Below are 7986 nucleotides of genomic sequence, written 5' to 3'. Positions count from 1 at the left end.
CTTGGGGTTATCCTAATACATCTTTAAAAAAGATTCTAGGTGTTTATTTTTTTTTAAAATTACCTTAATAAAATAAATATAAATTATATTGTTATTTGTTATTTGTGTTGTGGATTCTGTGTAAAAGTCAAAATGATTAGATGAGGAGCAAATATCCAGTTTTTGTTCTTGTTGAATAATGAAGTTGAAAAGTGCATAACTATGAAGTAAAATTTGTTATGAATTTTTTAAAAGATTTGGAAAGCGACCATTTGAAGGATCAAGTAAAGGACTTTTTTAAATCTAAGCTGTTCTTTGCTGCGTCTTTTGTTTTTCTTGGTTGGCTGTCTTATTACTCTTATGGCAAAAGGAATGCTTTTGTAAATGCAGAACTTGCTTCTGAGTCAGTGACAAGTTCTGATTATGAAACGATGAAGCGATTGGTAGTAAAAGATGCCAATAGATATGATCTTCTTAGGTTGATTATCGCTTCAAATATTATTAATAATTACTCGAAAAAGCATGAAAGTGAATTACACAACTTATTAACAGGAATTAAAGATGATGTTTTTGCTGATTTAGTTAAGATTTTCTTTCTTTTTGAAAAAAAGGAAAGTTTGAGAACTTTTAAATCCATCAATAGTCCTTGGAGCGATACGGCTCATGAGCTTGATGTTATGAATTGTTTTTCTTCTCCTGATAATCACCTTTTGCTTCCTATTTTTGCCGCTCAAGACAAAGAAAAGATTTCTAAGTGATTGGAGTTTTGCGAGTGTTTTTTACAAGATTGGGAGTTAGTTTCTTTGCAAGATCTTTATTGTGCATCTTTCTTTTTGGGTGTGACAACAGCAATGTTAACTGGAAGGCTTTGAGTCATGAGGGAAAAAGTTTTAAGAAGGTTAGTAGAAATATTGTATGGAAGGAAATTCCAAGAATTGATTTGCAATTGCCAAATATATCGTACAAAGAAAAGAAGCTTTACATTAAAAATATTTTGATTGATATTGATTTGAAGAAAAATATAATAACTAAAGAGCTTTCTGATAATTTATATATTATTGGAGATTTATCAAATAATTTTTATGTTGTTTCTGTAAAAGAAAATTCCTATAAAATTGAACATAAAGGAGTGTTGGGGTCTCCTTTGGGGGATGCTGTTAAAGCTTTTGGCAGGTTGTTTGTTTGTAGCACAAGTGGGAATTTGAAGGCTTTTAATCAAAATTTTGATGTGTTGTGGGAAAGAAAAAAAGATCTAGCTTTTGGTATGAAGAACTCTATTTTCGTTAAAAATGATAGAATAATACAAATATCTTATGATGGAGACATAACATCGCTTGATCCAGTTAACGGAGAAGATTTGTGGGTTCACATGTCTTCTAATTCAGCAGAAAGCTTTGATTTGTTTGTTTCTGAGAAAAATATAGTTTCAAGAATAAATCAAAGAATTATTTCTTTGAACATGAATGGAAATGGTTCTGAAAAAGAGTTTCCTGGATTAAGGAGAGTGTTTTTTGATAACAAAAATTTGATTTATTTGATATTTGACAATGAAGTTTTTGTATGTGATTTGAATGGAGTTTCTAATAGAGAGTTTTTGAATCATTATAAAGCAGAGGGAGAGTTTTTTATGAGCAATGAAGTTTTGTTTTCACTGTCAAAGGATGGAAATTTGTTTGCGTATTTACAAAACAAAGAGCTTGTTAAAGGTATGAGTGAAAAAGATGCGAATTGTTTGAGAAGTAAAATTGCTTTTCATAACAATGGAAGAATGTTTGTTTCGTGAAAATTTTTGACCCAATACCAAATGTAATTCTGCTTGGAGAAACTAATGTGGGAAAATCCTCGCTTTTTAATAAAATAATTTGCGATAAAGTTTCTTTGGTAGGAGATGTAGAAGATCTTACAAGAGATATTATAGTTAGATCTGTTAGGAATTTTAACTTAGTTGATCTTCCTGGAATTCATAGAATTGAAGAAGCCGATTCTTTTCTAGACAAATTGCCAAGTATAGATGGTTTTTTGGTTGTTATAGACAACAAAGGATGGAACGACACAAGTAGAAAATTCTTAAAATACGCTATGTCTAAAGAGAAAAATGTTTTTATTGTTTCTAATAAAGCTGATTTAGGAGAAGGAAGCTCTAACAGAAAAGGCATAGAAGTTCATTATGTTTCTGCTATAAAAAACACAGGAGTAAATGATTTACTAGATAAAGTTTCAGCTTGGTTTGAGGATAGCGAGCAAGACAAAGTTCCTTCATGGGGTTTTATTGGAAGATCAAATGTAGGAAAATCCACATTGCTTAATAAATTAATTGGCAAAGATAGGTTCTTGGCTCAAGATGAGATAGGAACCACTCAAGAGGTTAATGAAATTACTGTAAGTGGAAAAAACAGAACATTTAAAATGCTTGATACCCCAGGATATAGAAGAAATAATAATTTGTCTGATTTAGAAAAAGGAAGTCAGTATAGATTATTGAAAGAAATAGCTTATGGATCTGACAATTTTGTTGTCTTAATTGACATTACACAAGGAATTAACAGGGCAGATTTGCTTTTGATGGATAAAATATGGTCCAGAGGAAAAGGCCTTGTTGTTGGTATAGGAATGTGGGATAAAATGGATGATCTGGTTGTTTTATCTAATGCGAAAAAACAAATTAAGAAAAGATTTTATGGAGTAAATTGTGTTGCTGTTTCTGGAGTTACTGGTTTTGGAATTAATAATTTATTCAATGTTATGAATGAAATTGAGTCAAAAATGAAAACAAAGATAAAAACTTCAGCGCTTAACAAGTGGTTTGTTTCTATTAAAAATACAGATTTAGTAAGTGTTTCTGGTATAAAATATATCGTTCAAGTTGGTACAAAGCCTCCTACATTTTCTTTGTTTAGCAGTAGGACTATTGAAACAACGAGATTAAGATTTTTGGAGCATAGAATGATAGACTACTTTGATTTCTATGGCGTTCATTTAAATTTGATTGTAAAACATAAAAATGACAGCCAACAGGATAGAAAAAGAGAGATGAAAGTAGATAAACAAAGAGGCGTAAGGCGTATAAAAAAATAAGAGAAAAGATAGGAAATAAAGATGATTTGCGATAAAAGAAGAGCTGCCAATTTTCTAAGATGCGTTGCGTTAGATATGATTGATATAGCTAATTCAGGACATCAAGGAATAGTGCTAGGAATGGCCGATGTCATGACTGTTTTGTGGTCTGATCATTTGAATTTTCAAAAACAACATTCAAATAGAGATAGATTTGTTTTATCAGCTGGGCATGGGTCAGCTCTACTTTACTCAACTTTATATTGTATGGAAGAAATTGATAGAAAAGATTTATACACTTTTAGAAAAATTCACTCCAATCTTCCAGGTCATCCAGAAAAAGATGATTTAGTTGAGGTTTCTACTGGACCTTTAGGGCAAGGCATTGCTTGGGCTATTGGAATGGCAAAAGCAGAACAATTGAAGAATATGGACTATTTTACATATGTTTTAGCTAGTGATGGAGATCTGATGGAAGGAATTTCTCATGAGGCGTGTTCTTTAGCTGGAAAATGGAAATTAAATAAATTAATAGTTTTTTGGGATGATAATGAAATTACTATAGACGGATCTACAGAGTTATCAAGAAGCGATCAAATTCCAATGACTTTTAAGTCTTATAATTGGAATGTAATAGAGATAGATGGTCATAATATTGGAGAAATTGACCTTGCTATATTGAGCGCTAAGAAATCAGATAAGCCAACTCTTATAAGATGCAAAACTATTATCGGGCGTGGTTCAAAATATGAAAAAAGTGAGAAAATTCATGGAAAAATATTAGACAAAGAAGATATAAATGAAATGAAAAGAAATTACTGCATGGAATATACAGATTTCATGACCCCTCCCGATATCAAATGCTTCTGGAATAATGTAATTGAGAGAAATAATGGTTATTTCACTAATAAGAATGATGAAAATAATGTTAAAGCAAATAATCGTAGTGAAAAAAATGCAAATTTTGAAAATGATATTAAAAATAATATAAATACAACAAATGAAAAAATGAAAAATGAAAAATATTACAAAGTTAGCGAATCAATTTCACATCTATTAGAAAAAGATATATCTACAAGAGAGGCCTCTGGTATAGTTTTGAAGAATTTATCAGAGAGACATAATGATATTGTGTTTGGATCTGCTGATTTGGGAATTTCTACCAATACAATGATTGATGAAAATTATATTTCTTTTGGAGTTCGTGAGCATGGAATGACTGCGATTACTGGTGGAATAACTTTATCTGGACTTAAAGGTTGTTGTGCAACTTTTTTTGTTTTTACTGATTATGCAAGGCCGGCAATTAGAATGGCAGCTTTGATGAAAATACCTATGATTTTTATTGCAACTCATGATTCAGTTTCAGTTGGGGAGGATGGCCCTACTCATCAACCTATTGAACATTTAGAAAGTTTTAGAGTAATGCCTAATTTAAATGTATTTCGCCCTTCTAACGGACTAGAAGTTGCTTGGGCATGGGAACAGGCATTGCATTCTGAATTGCCTTCGATTCTTGTGCTTAGCAGGCAGAAAATTAAGCGAATTAATTCTGAAGAAGAGATAAAATCTGCTTATACAATTAAGAAATTCCATAGAAAAATTCATAATATTTCTCATAATTACACAGTTAAGATTATTGGAACAGGGTCAGAGGTTGAATTAGCATATGAGACTGCGAGTTTGCTTATGAAAAAACATGAAAATCTTAACATTGATGTAATTTCAATGATAAGTACAAATTTATTTGACAAAGAGGAAAGATTTGAAGCGTTAGAATGCGATTTATTGGTTTGCATAGAATTAAGTAATTCACATATTTGGTATAAATATAGACAATATGCAAAAGATATTTTAGTGCTTGGGGTTCAGAATTTTGGCTTTTCTGGAAAAGCAAAAGATATCATGAATCATCTTGGATTTACACCAGAAAATATTTGCAAAGAAATTAGCAAAAAACTTTCTTTATAAGTTTTTCATTTGCAAAGCTTTGATTTGTTTCAGAATTATAATCATTAAAATAATTCATAATTTATATCATTTATAAAGCGCGTTAGAAGGCAAAATACCTCTAAAGTTGCTTAATATTATTTTATATCTTCATAAGAATTCTATAAACAAAACAGGATTATTTTATTGCCTAACAGAGGAAATTAATAATGCACAATTTTTTTTGAATAAACTCAAAAATCTTCATCAAGTTTAAAAGATTACATATAATCTTTTTTTGACTAAATTAATTATATAGAAAATATAACTATCAAAAACACTGTTAGATTGTATAGATTAAATTATTTGGAATTTTAATTAAATCAACATTTTTAATTTATTATACGCTCATATTGATGACATTGATTTAAATATCTGCAGATTCATTAAATTTTATCAAACTGATTTTTTGACTGCAAATTGAGACATGCTTTTATCATTAGTTTCATTCAAATAGGATTTAGAATTTAAATTTATAGACTCGGAATTTATAGAATAGGAAATAATTGCAGCTTGGCAAATAAAGATAAATTCCACTGTTTTGATTATAAGTATTTTCAGAAATTGCAGATTAGCATTTTTCTAATACTGAATTTGTGTTTTTAGAAAAGTTAGGGAGAAATAATTCTTAATCAAATTTATTTCTTAAGTAATATTTGTATGTGTAGATAATTTATAGGCAGAATCTGTAAAATTCACTTTAGCAAATTTTACTTCTGTTATTCCACTTTCACTTCCAACTTTCATAATATCTTCTTTTTGCTTTGTAGTAAGCCCATTGATTTCAAGTTTGATTATGCGCTTTGCAGTAATCTTAAGCCTGTATTGATAATCTTTGATGCATTCAGTAAATTTTTTAAGATTCATCTTCCTTTGAATTTTGCTATCTGATTGCAAGCTTTTAATATGGCTTACTGTTGGATAATACGACATTTGCTTGTTTATGCGATCAAGATTGCTCTTGATCTCATTAATTCGTAAATGTGTTTTTTCAGTTTGATTGTTAAGAAAAATTAATAAAAATGCAAAGCTAAGAACTGTAAGCAAGTTAACAAATCCAATTTTGCATAATTGTATATAATTTTCCACATATTTATATTTAATTTTATCGATTGGCAATTTAGTTTTAAATTCTATAAATTCTTTAGAATATGATTCTGTTTGATAATCAAAATCAAAGCAGCAATCAAATAATCTAACTTTTGGAGCTTCAAAAGTATATCTTTTCATGTGCTGAACAAAGCTTTCCAGCATGGCATTAGAAAAATCTTTCAATAATCTAAAATTTACCAGTTTGCCATCAAGTAAAGCTAGGCATATTTTTTGATCTTTTTCATCTAGAATCCATATTTCACTTTCAGATAAGTCGCTAACTACTAGTTTAAGAGCTTTGATTTTTTCTAATATTGCCCATTTTTTTGGCTTTGTATCATTATTTGTATAAAGCCATACACAATGATTTCTAACAATAAATCTTGAAAAGCTTTTTTTATCGAATAGTATTTTCTCTTTATGTTGAATCCATCTTCTTCTTTCAGAAAAATTAAGACTTCCAGGAATTTTATCAGGAATTATTTCTGTTATGCATTCATTTGCAATATCTCTTTCAAATGAAGGGAGAGCATTAATGAAATTTGGCCTATTGGCATCCCTCATTGACCTAAGAATTAAACGAATTTTCTTGATAAATTTCACTAGATTCTCCTAAAATATAAAAATTGAATAGAACTTGCAATAAGTGAAGTAAATTTATCTAATAAGTAATGATTTTTTATGATTACGCCCAAGTAAGCATTTTGATTAATGTGTAAATCGATCATATATCACCTTGGGTTCATCCTAATACATACTAAAATAAAATTCTAGATGCATGTGCTGAAATAATTGAAATTGTTAATTAATTGTTAATTAAAAAACGCCTTTTTCTACAAATTTTACTTGCATAGGCAATTTAGCTGCTGCTATATCAAGGGCTTGTTTAGCGACATCCAAAGGAACTCCATCTATATCAAAAAGAATAGCTCCTGGCCTTACCATAGCAACGTGTCTATCTATACTTCCTTTACCTTTACCCATTCGCACCTCTTGAGGTTTAGCACTTATAGGGTTATGAGGGAAAATTCTAATTAACAGCTTACCAGCACGTTTCATAGAACGCCTGATAGAACTACGACAAGCTTCAATTTGTCTTGCTGTAACTCTTGCATGCTTCATAGCTTTTAATCCATAAGCTCCTTGAAGAGAAAAGCCTCTTGTTGCAATGCCTTTAGGAACTTTTTTTAAACCGTATTTAAATTTTCTTTTTTTAGGTTGTAGCATCTGTATTATCCTTTCTTGCGCCTTTATGGACCCATACTTTTATTCCGCACAAACCAGAGTTAGTCTCAGCAACAGCAAGAGAATAATCTATGTCCGCTCTTATAGTATGTCTTGGAACACTTCCTTGTGCTAATGCAAACTTTCTAGCTATTTCTACACCACCAAGTCTTCCGGAGCAAATTATTTTAATTCCTTTAATTCCAAATCTCATCGCCTCAGCAATATATTTTTTAATCAAGAATTTGTATTGTTTTCCTTTAGATATGTCAAATGCAATTTTTTTAGCAAGACACTTTGCATCTATTTCAGGTTTTTTGACTGGATTAACTTGTATTTTCAATTCTGTTCTTATTGGCAAAACAGAAGATATTCTACTTTTAAGCATTTCCAAATCTTTTCCTGATTTTCCTATAATAATTCCAGGTCTAGCTGCTCTGATTTCGATATGAATGTTATTCGATATTCTAGTAATATGAACTGAAGACATATCCCATCTGTAAGCTTTATCCATTGAATTAAGCAAAGATCTGATTTTATAATCTTCGATTACATTTCCAGAGTATTTGCTGTAAGGGCAGAACCAATTTGATAAATAATTCTTTCCCCATAAATTAAAAAGAGGTACTTTATTTCCCATTTAACACA

General features: G+C 30.0%; 8 protein-coding genes. 4 read left to right on the top strand and 4 right to left on the bottom strand.

Annotated elements, in window-relative coordinates:
• Window positions 1-218: 218 nt before the first annotated feature.
• The 4 genes from FZC35_RS02870 to FZC35_RS02855 are packed head-to-tail and all read left to right on the top strand — an operon-like array spanning window position 219 to window position 5004.
• Window positions 219-737: a hypothetical protein gene (locus tag FZC35_RS02870; RefSeq protein WP_148981138.1), complete on the top strand. Its 519-nt coding sequence runs from the start codon at window positions 219-221 to the stop codon at window positions 735-737.
• A 14-nt stretch (window positions 738-751) separates the two neighbouring features.
• Window positions 752-1762, top strand: coding sequence for a PQQ-binding-like beta-propeller repeat protein (locus FZC35_RS02865; protein WP_148981137.1), 1011 nt, complete (start codon window positions 752-754; stop codon window positions 1760-1762).
• Entirely contained in the window at window positions 1759-3054 is a 1296-nt protein-coding gene (locus FZC35_RS02860; protein WP_148981136.1) for a GTPase, read from the top strand. Before FZC35_RS02865 ends, FZC35_RS02860 begins: the two co-directional genes overlap by 4 nt.
• Before the next feature lie 21 nt (window positions 3055-3075).
• Window positions 3076-5004 (top strand): transketolase-like TK C-terminal-containing protein, encoded by a 1929-nt coding sequence (locus FZC35_RS02855; RefSeq protein WP_148981135.1) that lies wholly within the window; start codon window positions 3076-3078, stop codon window positions 5002-5004.
• Window positions 5005-5418: 414 nt separating this feature from the next.
• On the opposite strand, the gene FZC35_RS02905 is transcribed toward FZC35_RS02855, so the two are convergent.
• The 4 genes from FZC35_RS02905 to rpsC form a co-directional block, all read right to left on the bottom strand.
• On the bottom strand, window positions 5419-5559 hold the full coding sequence (locus FZC35_RS02905; RefSeq protein WP_172619043.1) for a hypothetical protein: 141 nt from the start codon (window positions 5557-5559) through the stop codon (window positions 5419-5421).
• A 108-nt stretch (window positions 5560-5667) separates the two neighbouring features.
• Window positions 5668-6717, bottom strand: coding sequence for a hypothetical protein (locus FZC35_RS02850; protein ID WP_148981134.1), 1050 nt, complete (start codon window positions 6715-6717; stop codon window positions 5668-5670).
• A gap of 213 nt (window positions 6718-6930) precedes the next feature.
• Window positions 6931-7341, bottom strand: coding sequence for a 50S ribosomal protein L16 (rplP, locus tag FZC35_RS02845; RefSeq protein ID WP_148981133.1), 411 nt, complete (start codon window positions 7339-7341; stop codon window positions 6931-6933).
• A complete protein-coding gene (rpsC, locus tag FZC35_RS02840) occupies window positions 7328-7978 on the bottom strand; it encodes a 30S ribosomal protein S3 (RefSeq protein WP_148981132.1) in 651 nt (216 codons plus the stop codon). The genes rplP and rpsC overlap by 14 nt, the downstream gene beginning before the upstream one ends.
• Between the last annotated feature and the right edge of the window lie 8 nt (window positions 7979-7986).

It is taken from the genome of Candidatus Cytomitobacter indipagum, assembly GCF_008189285.1.
Taxonomy (GTDB): domain Bacteria; phylum Pseudomonadota; class Alphaproteobacteria; order CAJXXZ01; family 1604HC; genus Cytomitobacter; species Cytomitobacter indipagum.
The sequence above is the reverse complement of the archived record's forward strand: the minus strand, read 5'-3'. Positions and strand labels throughout refer to the sequence as shown.